Origin of the sequence: Streptomyces sp. BV286 (assembly GCF_019090165.1) — a bacterium.
Lineage (GTDB): Bacteria > Actinomycetota > Actinomycetes > Streptomycetales > Streptomycetaceae > Streptomyces.
Genome location: NZ_JAHRIB010000111.1, coordinates 36,079 through 51,010 on the forward strand (window position 1 = coordinate 36,079; position 14,932 = coordinate 51,010).

Annotated in this window: 11 protein-coding genes; 4 read left to right on the top strand and 7 right to left on the bottom strand. The window is 70.0% G+C overall.

From position 1 onward, the window contains the following. Positions 1 to 40 precede the first annotated feature (40 nt). Both KUF83_RS15615 and KUF83_RS15620 read right to left on the bottom strand, forming a co-directional pair. A complete protein-coding gene (locus KUF83_RS15615; RefSeq protein WP_254643895.1) occupies positions 41 to 1,006 on the bottom strand; it encodes a DUF3048 domain-containing protein in 966 nt (321 codons plus the stop codon). Positions 1,007 to 1,354: 348 nt separating this feature from the next. After that, entirely contained in the window at positions 1,355 to 2,425 is a 1,071-nt protein-coding gene (locus tag KUF83_RS15620; protein ID WP_217455280.1) for an ATP-dependent DNA ligase, read from the bottom strand. A gap of 93 nt (positions 2,426 to 2,518) precedes the next feature. Between KUF83_RS15620 and ligD the strand changes: the two genes are divergently transcribed. After that, positions 2,519 to 3,547: a non-homologous end-joining DNA ligase gene (gene ligD / locus KUF83_RS15625; RefSeq protein WP_217455281.1), complete on the top strand. Its 1,029-nt coding sequence runs from the start codon at positions 2,519 to 2,521 to the stop codon at positions 3,545 to 3,547. Between the two features lie 54 nt (positions 3,548 to 3,601). Here the strand turns inward: ligD and KUF83_RS15630 are convergent, their stop codons facing one another. Continuing rightward, positions 3,602 to 5,764 carry an OmpL47-type beta-barrel domain-containing protein gene (locus KUF83_RS15630; RefSeq protein WP_254643903.1) on the bottom strand — a complete coding sequence of 721 codons (2,163 nt, stop codon included), beginning with the start codon at positions 5,762 to 5,764 and terminating at the stop codon, positions 3,602 to 3,604. Between the two features lie 68 nt (positions 5,765 to 5,832). Then, complete coding sequence (locus tag KUF83_RS15635; protein ID WP_217455282.1) at positions 5,833 to 8,352, bottom strand: ThuA domain-containing protein; 2,520 nt, start codon at positions 8,350 to 8,352, stop codon at positions 5,833 to 5,835. Positions 8,353 to 8,579: 227 nt separating this feature from the next. Here KUF83_RS15635 and KUF83_RS15640 point away from each other — a divergent pair, with 227 nt between their 5' ends. Further along, complete coding sequence (locus KUF83_RS15640; protein WP_217455311.1) at positions 8,580 to 9,539, top strand: multicopper oxidase domain-containing protein; 960 nt, start codon at positions 8,580 to 8,582, stop codon at positions 9,537 to 9,539. A 227-nt stretch (positions 9,540 to 9,766) separates the two neighbouring features. Here the strand turns inward: KUF83_RS15640 and KUF83_RS15645 are convergent, their stop codons facing one another. Continuing rightward, positions 9,767 to 10,291 carry a GNAT family N-acetyltransferase gene (locus KUF83_RS15645; protein ID WP_217455283.1) on the bottom strand — a complete coding sequence of 175 codons (525 nt, stop codon included), beginning with the start codon at positions 10,289 to 10,291 and terminating at the stop codon, positions 9,767 to 9,769. Between the two features lie 273 nt (positions 10,292 to 10,564). On the opposite strand from KUF83_RS15645, the gene KUF83_RS15650 reads away from it, so the two are divergent. Continuing rightward, positions 10,565 to 11,611 carry a LacI family DNA-binding transcriptional regulator gene (locus KUF83_RS15650; RefSeq protein WP_217455284.1) on the top strand — a complete coding sequence of 349 codons (1,047 nt, stop codon included), beginning with the start codon at positions 10,565 to 10,567 and terminating at the stop codon, positions 11,609 to 11,611. A gap of 272 nt (positions 11,612 to 11,883) precedes the next feature. Here the strand turns inward: KUF83_RS15650 and KUF83_RS15655 are convergent, their stop codons facing one another. Continuing rightward, positions 11,884 to 13,110 (bottom strand): glycoside hydrolase family 64 protein, encoded by a 1,227-nt coding sequence (locus KUF83_RS15655; RefSeq protein ID WP_217455285.1) that lies wholly within the window; start codon positions 13,108 to 13,110, stop codon positions 11,884 to 11,886. Between the two features lie 344 nt (positions 13,111 to 13,454). Then, a complete protein-coding gene (locus KUF83_RS15660; protein ID WP_217455286.1) occupies positions 13,455 to 14,246 on the bottom strand; it encodes a VOC family protein in 792 nt (263 codons plus the stop codon). Between the two features lie 389 nt (positions 14,247 to 14,635). On the opposite strand from KUF83_RS15660, the gene KUF83_RS15665 reads away from it, so the two are divergent. Further along, complete coding sequence (locus KUF83_RS15665) at positions 14,636 to 14,881, top strand: WhiB family transcriptional regulator (protein WP_217455287.1); 246 nt, start codon at positions 14,636 to 14,638, stop codon at positions 14,879 to 14,881. Positions 14,882 to 14,932: the final 51 nt, after the last annotated feature.

The following is a 14,932-nucleotide window of genomic DNA, read 5'->3' on the forward strand; positions in this document are numbered from 1 at the left end:
CGCCCCGGGCACGGCCGGGGGACGCCGTGCCCGGCGAGGTTCACGCCTTCGCGAACACCACCCACACCTGGCCCTTCGCGAAGTTCAACGGCGCGCCGTCGGCCGTCGTGAACTGCGTGCCCTCCGCGGCCGAGGGCCGCTTCCAGGCGGCGTCGAAGGCCTTGCCGTCGCGCAATACCTTCGCCGTGCCCGAGCCCACGGTCTCCGTGTAGGGCGTGTTGTTGCCGAGGTAGTCGTGGAACCGGGACTTGCGGACCTTCACGTACTGCACGACGACCGTGGAGGCCGCCACCCGCTTGCCGCCGGTCGTCACGGTCGGCGTCCCGTCCATCGACACCAGCCAGCTCCGCCGGTCCCCGGACCAGTCGAAGGTGAAGCGGGCCGCCGGGAAGCGGACCGTGCGCGTGCTCTCGGCCGTGCCTCCCGCGGGCGGCGCGCCGTACCGGAATCCCGTCGTCAGGGCGTCGGCCCCCGGAGCGGAGGCCAGCAGCCGCTGAGGGCGCAGATAGAGGTTGTGCGGCTGGGGCCGGTCGGTGCCGCGGTAGTACGCGGACGTCTTGTCCTCCGGCAGGGCGGTGCGCAGCGGCGCCCGGTCGATCAGCGGGAGCAGCTTCCCCTGGGCTCCCGAGAAGGCGAGCGTGGGTTCGTGGAACTGGCGCAGCAGCTCCAGGTCCGACTCGCGCGCGCTGCGCACCGGGCCGACCGCCTCCGGCAGCCGGGTCGCGTACACCGCCATCAGCCGGCTGAGACCGCCCTCCACCTGCTCGGCGTACACGACGTCCGCGGCGTCCAGGCCGGTCTGGGGCCGGGCCCCCGGCACGTTGTCGATCTTCACGACGAGCGGGGAAGCGGTCCTGGGCGCCGGGCTCGGCGGCGGGCTGGAGCCTTCCGCGGTGCTGTCCGAGCGCGGCGGCATCTTTCCGCGTCCGTCGTCGAGGGGGTCGCCGCGCGTGCAGCCCGACACCACCGCCCCCACCAGGAGCGTCGAAAGCAGTGTCGTCGTCATGGCGGCGCGTCTCGTACGCCCCGTCCGTCTCATGCCCAGCGTGGCCACCGTGCCCCGTTTCGTCGTTTATCAGGTTATCGGTTCAATGAGGGATTACCCAATGAGCCAAGATCGAAGGCGCGCGCTGGTCCAAGCGGGTCACGGGTGCGGTCGGGCGGCTGTGGCGGGTCGGCCGGGCGGTGCGGCGGCACGACGATTTCGCCGTACGCGGGATCGGTACCCAACCGCCCTGCGCTGTAAGGGTGTTGAAGCTGGGTGCGGGCGTGGGCGGCCGGAGGCCTCCGATCCGGTTCGCCGCGGATGGCGTCCCGGGTGTGTTCGCCCGGAAGGCGCACGCCGGACGGGTGCTCAGTCCCGCGGCCCCAGGATGTCCGCCAGGTCGTAGCCGACCGGCTCCTCCAGCTGGGCGTACGTGCAGCTCTCGGGCGTACGGTCGGGGCGCCAGCGGCGGAAACGCGCCGTGTGCCGGAAGCGCTCGCCGTTCTCCATGTGCTCGTACGCCACCTCGCACACCAGCTCCGGCCGCAGCGGTGTCCAGGAGAGATCCTTCTTGCCGGTCCACCTGCTGGGCGCGCCCGGCAGCCGCGCCGACTCGTGGGCCGCCTCGTCGGCCCAGGCCGCCCACGGGTGCCCCGCGGCCGACTCCATCCGCAGCGGCGCCAGCTCCGCGATCAGCTCCTCGCGCCGCTTCATCGTGAAGGCGGCACACACTCCCACGTGCTGCAACGTCCCCCTGGCGTCGTGCAGGCCGAGCAGCAGCGAACCGACGACCGGTCCGCTCTTGTGGAGCCGGTAGCCCGCGACCACCACGTCCGCAGTGCGCTCGTGCTTGATCTTGAACATCAGGCGTTCGTCCTGCCGGTAGCGCAGGGTGAGGGGCTTCGCGACCACCCCGTCCAGCCCGGCGCCCTCGTACTGCTCGAACCACCGCCGCGCCACCTCGATGTCCGTGGTCGCCGGCGCCACGTGAACGGGAGGCGTGCTGCCGGACAGCGCCGCCACCAGCAGCGCCCGCCGGTCCGTCAGGGGGACGTCCACCAGCGACTCGTCGGCCAGCGCGAGCAGGTCGAACGCGACGAACGACGCGGGGTTCCGCTCGGCGAGCGTCCGTACACGCGAGGCCGCCGGATGGATGCGCTCGGTGAGGGCGTCGAAGTCCAGCCTTCCACCGCGCGCGATCACGATCTCGCCGTCCAGCACACAGCGCTCCGGCAGCCGCTCCCGCAGCGCCTCCACCAGCTCGGGGAAGTACCTGACCAGCGACTTCGTGTTACGGCTGCCGATCTCGACGGCGTCGCCGTCACGGAAGACGACAGCCCGGAAGCCGTCCCACTTCGCCTCGTAGTGCATGCCCGGCGGAATCCTCGCCACGGACTTGGCGAGCATGGGCTTCACGGGCGGCATCACCGGCAGATCCATGCTCCGATTCTGCGCGGACCCATCCGGATTCGCCCGGCATGGAAGCTGTGACCGGATATGCGGGGAATGTGCGATACGCCTACCGTGGCTCGCATGGGAGACGCGGTGGAGCTGGAGGCGGCGGGCAGGACGGTACGGCTGTCCAGCCCGGACAAGGTCTTCTTCCCGGAGCGCGGCTTCACCAAGAGGGACCTCGCCGAGTACTACATCGCCGTCGGACCCGGCATCCTGCGCGCCCTGCGGAACCGACCCACGACCCTGGAGCGCTACCCCGACGGGATGGCCGGCGAGTCGTTCTTCCAGAAGCGGGCGCCGAAGAACATGCCCGACTGGATTCCCACCGCGCACATCTCCTTCCCGAGCGGCCGCAGCGCCGACGAGATGTGCCCCACCGAGGTCGCCGCCGTCGTGTGGGCCGCCCAGTACGGCACGCTGACCTTCCACCCCTGGCCGGTGCGCCGCGACGACGTCGACCGGCCCGACGAACTGCGCATCGACCTCGACCCGCAGCCGGGCACCGACTACGCCGACGCGGTCCGCGCCGCCCACGAGCTGCGCGAGGTGCTCCACGAGTACGGGGACCTGCGCGGCTTCCCCAAGACCTCCGGCGGCCGCGGGCTGCACGTCTTCGTACCGATCGAGCCCCGCTGGACCTTCACCCAGGTCCGCCGGGCCGCCATCGCCGTCGGGCGTGAGCTGGAGCGCCGCATGCCGGACCAGGTCACGACGGCCTGGTGGAAGGAGGAGCGCGGCGAGAAGATCTTCGTCGACTACAACCAGACGGCCCGGGACCGCACCATCGCCTCCGCGTACTCCGTACGCCCCCGCCCGCACGCGCCGGTGTCGGCGCCCCTCACCTGGGACGAGGTCGGCGAGGCCGTACCCAGGGACTTCGACCTGGCCACCATGCCCGCGCGCTTCGCCGAACTCGGCGACGTGCACGCGGACATGGACGACCACGCCTACTCCCTCGAAGCCCTGCTCGAACTCGCCAGCCGTGACGAACACGACCACGGACTGGGCGATCTGCCGTACCCGCCCGAGTACCCGAAGATGCCGGGCGAGCCCAAGCGGGTACAGCCGAGCAGGGCCAAGAAGGAGAGCGGACCCGCACCTTCGTGACAACCGCACCCTCGTGACGGCCGCGACCGCCTCACGGCCGCGGCCGGCCGAGGCCTACAACTCCTTGATCCGGATGTCGCGGTACGAGACCACGTCCGTCGTGCCGTGCACCTGCAGTCCGAGATAGCCGGAGGCGAACCGCCGCCCGTCCGTGCCCGGGTCGTCCGAGCGCGGCGGGGTGAAGTCCTGACCGCCGGTGTTGTCGAACTCGTTGATCAGCACGCCGTTGCGGTAGACCGAGTAGTGCTGGTCCACCACACGGATCTCGTAGTCGTTCCAGGTGCCCTTCTGGGTGACTCCGGCACCTGCCAGACCCACCCGGTCGAAGCCGTACAGCGAACCGGTCTTGTACATGTCGCCGCTCGGGCTGTCGAACACCTGCACCTCGTGCCCGTACTTGATGGCGACCCACTCGGGCCGTGACTCCTCGGGGTGGTTGTGGACCCCCGGGAACCGCACGAACACACCGGAGTTGGCGTTGCCCGTGCCCGGCGCGTCGTCACGCCACTGCAGCTTCAGCGAGAAGTCCCCGTACTTGCGCTCGGGGAACCACAGCATGCCGAGGCCGGCCTTCGAGGTGCCCGACGTGATGGTTCCGTCGGCGTTCAGGCCGAACGAACCGCCGCCCACCTGCTGCCACTTGTCGAAGGAGGCCTGCGTGCCGTCGAGGATCGTCCGGTAGCCCTCGGTCTGGCCGGGCTCACCGATGCCCGACTCCTTGGCCGCCTTGTTGATCAGCCTGTACTCGCGCTGGACGACGACACCGTCATCGAGGAGGGAGTCCAGGACCGTCTTCACGTGCTTGAGGAACAGCGCGTGGGACGTCCACTCCTTCTCGTCCTCGATCAACTCGTTGATACGGCAACGGCTGTTGGTGATCCGGTTCGGCACACCCGAGTCGACCGTGCCGACGATGACCGTCAACCGCTCGTCGTACTCGGCGCAGTTGGGTGCCGGCACACCGCCGCCCGGGGCGACCGTGAAGCTCACCGTCCGGGCGTCCGAGGTGTTGCCCGCCTTGTCGCGCGCCCGGTACGCCACGGTGTGCGCGCCCACGCGGTCGACCACCACCGGGGTGGTGTAGGCGAGGTACGGCCCGCCGTCGAGCGAGTACTCGATCGCGGCGACCCCCGAACCGTGCGCGTCGGTGGCGGTCACCGTCACCTTGGCGCTGTTGATGTACGCCCCGGCCGAGTTCTTCGTGCCCTCGACCGCGACACCGGTCACCGGGGGCGTCTTGTCCTCGGCGGGCGGTGCGACGACGGTGAACGAGACGGACTTCTCGGCGGCCGCGTTGCCCGCCTTGTCCGTCGCCCGGAACCGCACCTTGTGCGCGCCCACCGCGTGGACCATCACGGGGGCCGTGTACGGCTGCCACGCGCCGGAGTCGCCGAGCGCGTACTCGATGGTGTTGACGCCCGAGCCGGTGTCGGAGGCCGTCACCGTGACCGTCGCCATGGAGAGGTACTCGCCCTGCGGGTTCTGCTCGCCGGTCACGGCGGCGGACGTATCGGGAGGCGTCTTGTCATCGGTCGGCGGTGGCACCACCGTGAACTGTTCGGTCTTCTCCGCGGCCATGTTGCCCGCCTTGTCGACCGCCCGGTAGCGGACCTTGTGGTCACCGACCTGATCGACCACCACAGGAGTGGTGTACGGCTGCCAGGCACCCGCGTCACCGATCGCGTACTCGATCCGCTCCACGCCCGAACCGGCGTCCGTCGCGCTGAGCGTCAAGGCCGCCGAACCGACGTACGCGCCGTCGGCGTTCTGCGTGCCGTTCACGTCCGCCGCGGTCTCGGGCGCCGTCGTGTCCTCGCCGGTGCCCTCGGTCACCACGAGGATGCCCTGCATCTGGCCGTGCCCGGGGATGGTGCAGTAGTAGCGGTAGCGGCCCGGTGTGAGGGTCACCTCGGCCGTGTGCCTGCCGCCCTGGTCGTCGTTCGGGTTGGCCAGGATGTTGAGCGGCACGTCGTTCTGGTACTCCGGGTCGGACACGTCGAACGTCAACGTGTGCGGCATGCCCATGGTGTTGCCGGTCGCCTCGCTGTTCTCGAAGACGATCGTCGTCGGGCCCGCGACCGCCGTGGCGGGTGCGGTCACGTACTTGGTGATGTCGTCGCCGGCCGTCCACGTGAGTGTCTGCGCGGCCGCCGCCGTGTCGGCCGGAGCGCCGTCGCTCTGGCCGGACGCCGAGGTGGAGGAGAGCCCCAGCACCATCAGCAGCGACGCCAGCAGCGCCGTCCACAGCCGTCCAGTTCTTCGCCTTCGGATGGTCGTCACGCCTGTCACTGCGCCTCCCTGGCCAGCTGATCGGCGGCGGGTGTGGGGCCACCGCCCTTGTACGTCACCTGCCACAGAGCGGACTTGGGGTCCGACGTGAAGAAGCCGCGTCCGTAGTCGAGGACGTACAGCGTGCCGTCGGGGCCGAACTTCCAGTCCATGAGGTTCCTGATGCCGTCGTTGCCGACGGGAACGATCTTCTTCAACGACTCGGCGTGCACCGGGATGCCGCCCTGCCCGGCCGTCTTCGGGTCGAGGAGCACGGCGTGCCGCGGCTGGTCGGCGTCGTAGAAGTCGCCCACGAACCACTTGCCGTCCCAGTACGAGGGCCACTTGGCGTCACTCGCCGACGTGGCGTCGTACCGGTAGACCGGCCCGTCCATCGCCGCCTGACCGCCGCCCTTCAGCCACGGCAGCGAGAACGTCTGCTCCTCCGCCTTGTACGACGGGACGCCGGCGGCGTTGCGCGGGAAGTCCGGGCCCCCGCCCTGGGGCGAGTACCAGATGGTGTTCGAGGTGACCGGCGGGAGGTTGACCAGCCCGTCGTTGTTGGGCGACTCGTTCTTCGGCTTGTCGCAGTCGTACCAGCCGAGCGGCTGCGTCGGGTCGGGCAGGTTGCGGTCCCGGTAGGGCTGCTTGTTGCCCATGCAGTACGGCCAGCCGTGGTTGCCCGGCTTGGTGATCGCGGCGAACGTGTCGTACTTCGCCGGCCCCCAGGTCGTCGACGGCGCCGAGGCGTCCGGGCCCACCCAGCCCGCGTACAGGGTGTCGGTCTTCTTGTCGACGGAGATGCGCGCCGGGTTCCGGACGCCCATCACGTAGATCTCGCCGCGGGTCTTGCCGCCGCCTTCGGCGGTCTCCTTGCCGGTGAAGAGGTTCCCCTCGGGCAGGGTGTACGTGCCGTCCTGTTCCGGGTGGATGCGCAGGATCTTGCCGTTGAGGTTGTTGGTGTTGCCCGCGGTGCGGCGCGCGTCCGCGAAGGAGACGCCCTTGTAGTTCGGCTGCGGGTTGTTGCCCGAGTAACCGCTGCTGAAGCCACTGGAGTTGTTGTCACCGGTGGCGACGTAGAGGTTGCCCTTCGAGTCCCACGCCATGCCGCCGCCGGAGTGGCAGCAGCTGTGGATCTGGACGGGCCACTTCAGCAGGACCTTCTCGCTGCTCATGTCCAGCTTGCCCGTGGTCGAGCTGAGGGTGAACCGGGAGACGTAGCGCTCGGCCATCCGCGTGTCACGGTTGATCTTGGAGTGGGGTGTGTAGTGCAGGTACACCCAGCCGTTCTCCTCGAACCGGGGGTCCAGTTCGATGCCGAGCAAACCCTCCTCGACCTTGATCAGCTCGTCGCCGCCGCCCTTGTTGCCGAAGACGTTGAGCGTGCCGGCCAGGGTGACCTTCTTGGTCTTCGGGTCGTAGACGTGGATCTCGCCCTTGCCCTTGCCGATGTCCGGGTTGTTCCAGTCCGTGACGACCGGCTGCGAGGAGTCGGCGCCGCCGCGGCCGATGTAGAACACCCGCCCGTCGGGCGCGGTGACCAGGCCGTGCGGCTCACCGATCTGGTCGTTCTGGCCCGGCTGGTTGGGCTGGGTCAGGCGCTCCGCCTTGTAGTTGGCGTTGATCGTGGCCTTGCAGTCGGCCCGCGCGATCCGGGTCGTCCACATCAGCGCGCCGCGCAGATGGGCACGGAAGTCCGTCTCGTCGTACGAGGAGACCGTGCCGCCCATACCGGTGTAGAAGGAGCGGCCGCCGTCGTAGTCGCGGCACCACGACACCGGGTGGTCCGCGCCGTTCCTGCTGTCGCCCGGCTGGTACGTCGACTCGCGGACGCGCGCCACCGTGTGCACGTCGCCGGACGGGTTCTTGACCCAGTTCAGCCACTGGTCGGGGCGCTTCCACTGGAGCGGGAGGTCCTTGGTGGCCGGGTGCTGCCGGTCGCCGGTCTCCACGGTCGCCCGCTGCACGGTGGTCGGGCTGCCGGCCGCCGGGCGGGCGCCGACCAGACCGGTGAACCAGTCCGAGTACGGCTCGGCGCGGGCCGCGTCATGGACGCCGAGGAAGCCGCCGCCCGCCTCCATGTACGCCTCCAGACCGGCTTCCTGCTCCGGTTCGAGGACGTCTCCGCCGCCGGTCAGGAAGACCACGGCGTTGAAGCGGCCGAGCTTCGTCTCGTTGGTGAAGACCGAAGCGTCGTCCGTCGCCGTCACGTTGAAGCGTTGCGCGGCGGGGCCCGACAGGCCGATGTCCTCGATCGCCTCGATACCGGCGTTCACGACGGGCGACTCCTCGCCACCCGCCGCGGACCCGTGGAAGATCAGCACCCTTACGTTGGCGCCGCCGGGCGGCGACTTGACGGACATCGTTGTCAGCGCCGGATCGGGCGCAGGGCGCGCGCTCGCGGACGGGCCCGAAAGCACCCCGGCCGTCACGGCTCCGGCGGCCAGCGCCGCGGCCCATCCCCTGCGTCTCCGTCTGCGGACGGCTCTGCTCAACCCTTGTACAGCCAAGGGCTCTTGATGCGGTGTGCGCCGCATGTGGTCACCCATCCCTCGTCGGTCACAGCATCAGCGCCAAGGAAGCTAGACCTTTTCGCGCAACTCGCCAATAGCTATGACCGGGATGGCACGAACTTTGTCCTGGGTGTGGATAAACGCGGGAGGTGCCACTACCGTCTCCCCCGTTCGTCTCTGTCACTCGGTTCCGTCAATCGCGTCGACTGCGTTGCAGGTTGGGAGAGTTCGGCATGAGCACCACGGACGGCATGGACAGACGTGGCTTCAGTCGGCGGATGATGATGGGCGGGGCCGCCGTCGCCACGGTCGCGACATCGTTGTCGCTCGTCGGCGCGCAGGACGCGACATCCGCCGACAGCCCGGTCCGGACCGCTCCCGCGGGCGGTGAGGTGAAGCGCGTCAAGCTCTACATGGAGAAGCTCGCCGACGGGCAGATGGGCTACGGCCTCGCCAAGGGCGAGGCCACGATCCCCGGCCCGCTCATCGAACTCAACGAGGGCGACACGCTGCACATCGAGGTCGAGAACACGATGGACGTGGCGGCGAGCCTGCACGTCCACGGCATGGACTACGAGGTCTCCAGCGACGGCACGAAGCTGAGCAGATCGCATGTGGAGCCGGGCGCGACCCGTATGTACACCTGGCGCACCCACGCCCCGGGCCGACGCAAGGACGGCACCTGGCGTGCGGGCAGCGCGGGTTACTGGCACTACCACGACCACGTCGTCGGCACCGAGCACGGCACGATCGGTGTCCGCAAGGGCCTCTACGGGCCGCTGGTCGTCCGCCGCAAGGGCGACATCCTCCCCGACAAGACCCACACGATCGTCTTCAACGACATGACGATCAACAACAAGCCCGGCCACCAGAGCCCCAACTTCGAGGCCACCGTGGGTGACCGCGTCGAGTTCGTGATGATCACGCACGGCGAGTACTACCACACGTTCCACGTGCACGGTCACCGCTGGGCCGACAACCGCACGGGGCTGCTGACCGGCCCCGACGACCCGAGTCAGGTCATCGACAACAAGATCGTGGGGCCCGCCGACTCGTTCGGCTTCCAGGTGATCGCCGGTGAGGGCGTCGGGGCAGGAGCGTGGATGTACCACTGCCACGTCCAGAGCCACTCCGACATGGGGATGGCGGGGCTGTTCCTCGTGAAGAAGACGGACGGGACGATTCCGGGGTACGAGCCGCACGAGCACTGAGCGCCGCGAGGCCGGGCGAGTTCCGGGCGCGGGCGTGGTGGAGGTGCGGGCTCGGGGAGGGCCCGCACCTGACACGGCCTGGCACCTTCCTCGGGGCCCGTCGGGTGCTCTTTGCCGGCCGTCGGGTCCGGGCTGGAGTCCATGCTCAGGTCCCAGGTGAGCAGGCCGTGCGCGTCCGCCCCGGTCCGAAGCCGGGTGAGGATGCGCTTCCCGTGCTGAGCCGGGGCTCAGCGGAGCTCGCCCGCCAGCAGCCCCATCGTGAACATGTCGTACCACTTGCCGTCACGGCGGAAGACCTGCCGAAGACGGCCCTCCTCCACGAAGCCGACCTTTTCGTAGACCCTGCGTGCGGCGTCGTTCTCGGTGACCACGGTCAGCGTCACCTTGTGGAGGCGCATGTCCTCGAAGCCGTAGCGGCAGATCGTCCGCACCGCGTCGGTGGCGTATCCGCGGCCCCAATACGCCTTCTCGCCCAGGTAGATGTCGAGTTCCGCGATGCCCTTCTCCGGGTCCGCGTCGCGCAGCGCGACCAGGCCGATGAGCTGGCCGTCGGCCAGTGCCTCAATGCCAAGGAGCAAGTCGCCATAGGAGTTGCGGGGGCGCTCCTCCAGCCACTTGCGGACGCGCTCCACCGGCTGGGCATACGTGTCGTCCATCCACCGCATGACCTCGGGGTCGTGGTTCCAGCGCCACAGCGCGTCGGCGTCCGCGGGACCCATCGCCCGTAGTTTCACCAGTTCTCCAAGCGCCATGCTGGCCAACCCCTTGCGCATCTCGTGATCATCTTACGAATCACGAAGTGGTACCACGGCCGGGATCGGACGCTCAATCGGTTTCGGCGGCGACGAAATCGGGTCCAGAGCATGTTCGGCAGGCCCTGGTCCCTGGTCGCCACTGACCCGGTTCTCAAGGCCCGGTGACGCGGGGCAGGGTGGTTTTCCAGGGGCTTTCCGATCGGGAGCGCTCTCAACACGGGTCCGGCGAGGGCTATCCTGATCGGCAACACCGCCCTGAGGAGCCCCGAGGTGACCGAGCAGTCGACACAGCCACGCCCGACGCTGGAGGCAGTGGCGGCCCGGGCCGGGGTCTCCCGGGCCACCGCGTCCCGTGTCGTCAACGGTGGTGAGGGCGTGCGTGAGCCCCTGGTCGAGCGGGTCAGGCGCGCCGTCGAAGAGCTCGGCTACGTCCCGAACCAGGCCGCGCGCAGTCTCGTCACCCGACGGCACGACGCGGTCGCCGTGGTGATCGCCGAACCGGAGACGCGGGTCTTCGCGGACCCCTTCTTCGCCCTGCAGCTCCGGGGCATCAGCAAGGAGCTGACGGCGCACGACTCACAGCTCGTGCTGCTGCTGACGGAGGGGCGCGACGACCACGCCCGCGTCGGGCGCTACCTAGCCGGCGGCCACGTCGACGGCGCGCTCGTCTTCTCGCTGCACCTCGACGACCCGCTGCCGGGCCTGATCCACGGGGTGCCGACCGTGTACGGGGGGCGCCCCGGCTGGGCCGGCGGCTCGCGCGGCGCCGTCTACGTCGACTGCGACAACAGAGGCGGTGCCCGTGAGGCGGTCCGGCACCTCGTCGGGCTCGGGCGCGGGCGAGTCGCCCACATCACCGGTGCCCTCGACCAGACCTCGGCGGTCGACCGGCTCGACGGCTTTCGTGACGTCATGGTGGACGCGGACCCGAAACTGATCGCGGAGGGCGACTTCACCCCGGCGGGCGGCGAACGCGCCATGAGGGAACTCCTCGACCGCTGCCCCGACCTGGACGCCGTGTTCGCCGCCAACGACCTCACGGCGGCGGGCGCCCTGCGCGTCCTGCGCGAGCGAGGACGGCGGGTGCCGGAGGACGTGGCCGTGATCGGCTTCGACGACATGCTCCCGGTCACCGAATCGGCCGACCCACCGCTCACGACGGTCCGTCAGGACATAGAGGAGATGGGCCGGCTGATGGCGCGACTGCTCCTGCGCGGACTGGACCGGACCGCTTCCGAGGGGACCTCCGTCGGATTGGCGGGAGCACCGTCCAGCGTCGTCCTGCCGACGACACTGGTCAGACGAGCCTCGGCGTAAACCGCTAGGCCGCGCAGTTCAGGTACGCCCCGTGAAGGGGCGCGGGGAACTGCGCCCCCGGCCACGGCGGATCCGCGGACGAAATGGTGCTGGTCCTGTGGGGCGGAGGTCGCCATGGAGGGGCGCGGGGAACTGCGCGCCGGGCTATGGCGGATCCGCGGACGAAATGGTGCTGGTCCTGTGGGGCGGTGGTCGCCATGGAGGGGCGCGGGGAACTGCGCGCCCCGCCACGACGGACCCGCAGTCGAAATGCTGCAGGCCCAGCGGAGCGCCTACGCTCCGACCGTCACCGTGAAGCGGCGCGGGTTGCCGTCATGGGCCGCCCCCGACACGTCGGGCTGGCCGTCCGGGCGTACGTCGTCGTACGGGAAGGCGTACCCGATGGGCGAGTTGGCGTGCACGACACGCGCCCAGTGGTTGGTGACGGTGCCCTTGTAGTAGTCGGACGTGGTCGTCCCGTTGGGCTGGCTGGGGTGGGACAGCATGATCGAGCGGTTGAAGCCGGCCGCGAGGCGTGCGAGGAGCGCCTTCTTGTCGTCGGGATCGCCAGGGTTGTTGGCGAACGGACCGTGGTTGCAGGTGAAGATGTCCTTCGACGTGGGCTTACTGAAGGTGTGGCCACCGGCGAAGGTGAGCGTGTCGCCGCTGACACGACCGGTGCGCACGCCCCGGCCGCCCTGGAGGTCGATCCTCAGGTCGGTGGAGCGGTACTTCGCCCAGACCTGGTCGATGTAGCTGTTCCAGAGGTTGCGGAAGGGCATCTCGGCCGGCCGGTCGAAGTACGGGGCCATCAGGTTCTGCGGGGAGATCACGCGCAGTACGGAGCCGTTGTTGCCCCGGATCACCAGTTTGTCCCAGGGCTGGCCGTCCCGGGCCGCCTGCGCCGTGAGGTCCGAGGCGATCCTGTCGACGGCACCGTTGGGCAGCGGGGCGACCGTGTGCGTGGTGTCGCCCTCCAGAGTGAGCCCGATGGGCAGCGCGGTGACCAGGTCGACGTAACTGATGTTGGCGTACAACTGCTGGGTGTTGAACGTGAACTCGCAGAACGACCAGGTCTTGCCGTAGTTCGAGTCGGCCGGCGTGGCGAACGCCGGCTCGACCAGCGCGGGGCCCGGGTTGAGGAAGAAGTTGAGGGTGCTGTCGCGCACGAAGTAGACGCGGGCGCCGAACATCTGAGGAAGCGTCAAGACCCTCGGGGCTGAACCTGCGGCGCCGAGCGGGATGGCGCAGTCGACGGGCAGCGGTGTCTGCGGCGCCGGCGGGGAGGTGGGCCGGTACACGCTGCCGTCGGCGCGCAGCAGCAGCCAGTTCCCCGTCGACAGTTCGTGTCCGGTGACGTACGCGCGGACCGTACCGGGCAACGAGGCGTTCTTGAGGGCGAGTTGACACGTGGCGGGAGCGGCCTCGGCCGCCGGGCTGAGAGCGCTTCCCCAGACGGGGTAACTGGCGGCCGTGGTGACGGCCGCGGCTCCGGTCAGGAACGTTCTGCGTGAGATCACGGAGGTCTCCTGGGGGTGTGGGGGAGGCAGGGACGGGCCGATGTGTGGGGCATCGACGCCCTGCGGAGCACCACTGTCCCCAGGGGGAGTTGAAGCGTCAAGGGTTATGACTGGGAGCGCTCTCAAAATATTCGTGCGTTCAGAAGTTGACGGTAGAACGGTCAGGTGGTCGGCCGCGGACGTGCGGGTGGCTTCGGCTCGGTCCGCGCTCGTCAGGCCGGGGGTCGCCGACGAGGGGCCCTCGGCCGATCACATGGGACGTCGAGGCAGGGCCGGGCGGGGCGGGGCGCCCGAGACGGTCCTCGGGCCGCCGGGACGGGGCCCTAGCCCGGCCTCGGCGACGGTCAGCCCTGCGCCGGATCGCTCTTGATCACCGCGAAGCGCGCCCCGTACGGGTCGGCGAGCTTCGCCACCCGCCCGACGCCGCTCACGGAGGTGGCGGGCATACGGACCGTACCGCCCAGTTCCTGGGCCTTCGCGGCCACCGCGTCCGTGTCCGTGGCCTCGAAGTACGGCAGCCAGTAGGGCTCCGCCCCCTGCTCCGTCGGATCGTCGGCCAGCGGGACGACACCGCCGAACATGGCGTCCTCGCCGCCCTCGGACGGATTGATACAGGTATAGGTGCCGCCGGGGAAGGTGACGGCCGAGGTCTCCAGGCCCAGCACCGAGTTGTAGAACGCGGCCGCCGCCGCGATGTCCGGCGTGTAGAGCTCGAGCCAGCACAGGGAGCCCGGGGCGCCGGCCACGTCGATGCCCTGGTGCGTGCCCGGCTGCCAGATGCCGAAGGAGACGCCCGCCCTGTCGGCGAGGATCGTCATACGGCCCTTGTCCATGACGTCGTCGGGCGGCAACAGGACGCTGCCCCCGGCCTGCTCGGCCGCCTTGGCCGTCGCGTCGGAGTCCGGGCTCCGGAAGAAGACACCCCATGACGGCGGGCCCTGCTCCGGGGTGGTCTGCATGCCGCCCGCCACGGTCTTTCCGGCCAGCTGGAAGAAGCCGTAACCGCCGGAATCCGGTCCCGCCGACCGGAAGTCCCAGCCGAAGAGAGCCTGGTAGAAGGACGCGGCGCCGTCGATGTCGCGGGTGCCGAGGTCGACCCAGTTTGGGGCGCCGGTGACGAAGCGGGTGGTGAGCATGTTGCCCTCCCTTGAGGGGTCCCGTTGCCTGCACTGCCGAGTCTCGCACCGCCCACTGACAACCGCTGCCGGAAGGCCGGCGTGGGCCCGGCGGAGTCAGCGGTCACTCACCGTGATGGATTCCCGGTGCCGGTGCCGGTGCCGGTGCTGGTGCCGGGGGCCGGGCCGTTGTCCGTGCCGGAGGCGGTCGGCTGCGGGAATCCGTCCCGATCGAGCCGCGCCGCCGTGCGCCCGCATGTCGCCCGGGGCATCGTGAGGTTCCGAGCTGCGGGCCCCGTGCGCGCTTCGCGCTCTGGATCGAGGGCCGGCCCCGTCGCCCAGGAGTGCGCCGGGCGGCCGTTGAGCCGGCGTTGATCGAACGTTTTTCGGCGCCCGGCACGATCGCCGGCATGCACAACGACACCGTCATCGCGCCCGACCTCTCCTGGCAGGAACAGGCACTGTGCGCACAGACCGGATCCGACTTCTTCTTTCCCGAGCCGGGCAGCTCCGTGCGTGAGGCGAAGCGGATCTGCGGAATGTGCGAGATGCGCTCCGCGTGCCTCGAGTACGCGCTCGCCCACGACGAACGCTTCGGCGTCTGGGGCGGCCTGTCCGAGAAGGAGCGGCTGGGGCTGCGACGCGTAGAGCAGTAGTGGCCGTGCACCGGGCCGGTCGCATCGGGAAATCCGGCGCGCGTGGCTGCC